Origin of the sequence: Vibrio ordalii ATCC 33509 (assembly GCA_000257205.1) — a bacterium.
In the GTDB taxonomy this organism is placed as follows: Bacteria; Pseudomonadota; Gammaproteobacteria; order Enterobacterales; family Vibrionaceae; genus Vibrio; species Vibrio ordalii.
In genome coordinates this window covers 1-204 of record AEZC01000215.1, presented here as the reverse complement: position 1 = coordinate 204, position 204 = coordinate 1, and the positions used below count along the sequence as shown (strand labels likewise).

Here is a 204-nt window from a genome sequence, read left to right as displayed (position 1 = left end):
CTTGAGTGGGCCATTTGAATTTGGCTTTTTCGAGCCGTTTGTACCACAGGGCGAAGCCCGTTTTATCCCAGTACAACACTTTGACTTTGTCGCGTTGTTTATTGGTAAACAGGAAAAGTGCGCCTGTACCTAGCGGCAAATCGGTTTCGGACTCGATAATCGCCGCTAGGCCATTGATGGATTTTCTAAAGTCCACGAACTCTC

At 47.5% G+C, this 204-nt stretch carries 1 protein-coding gene; it reads right to left on the bottom strand.

Translation table 11 applies throughout. The features are described from left to right. A partial coding sequence (tnpB, locus tag VOR_RS0114245; protein ID WP_010320365.1) for an IS66 family insertion sequence element accessory protein TnpB occupies positions 1-204 on the bottom strand: 204 nt, incomplete at both ends.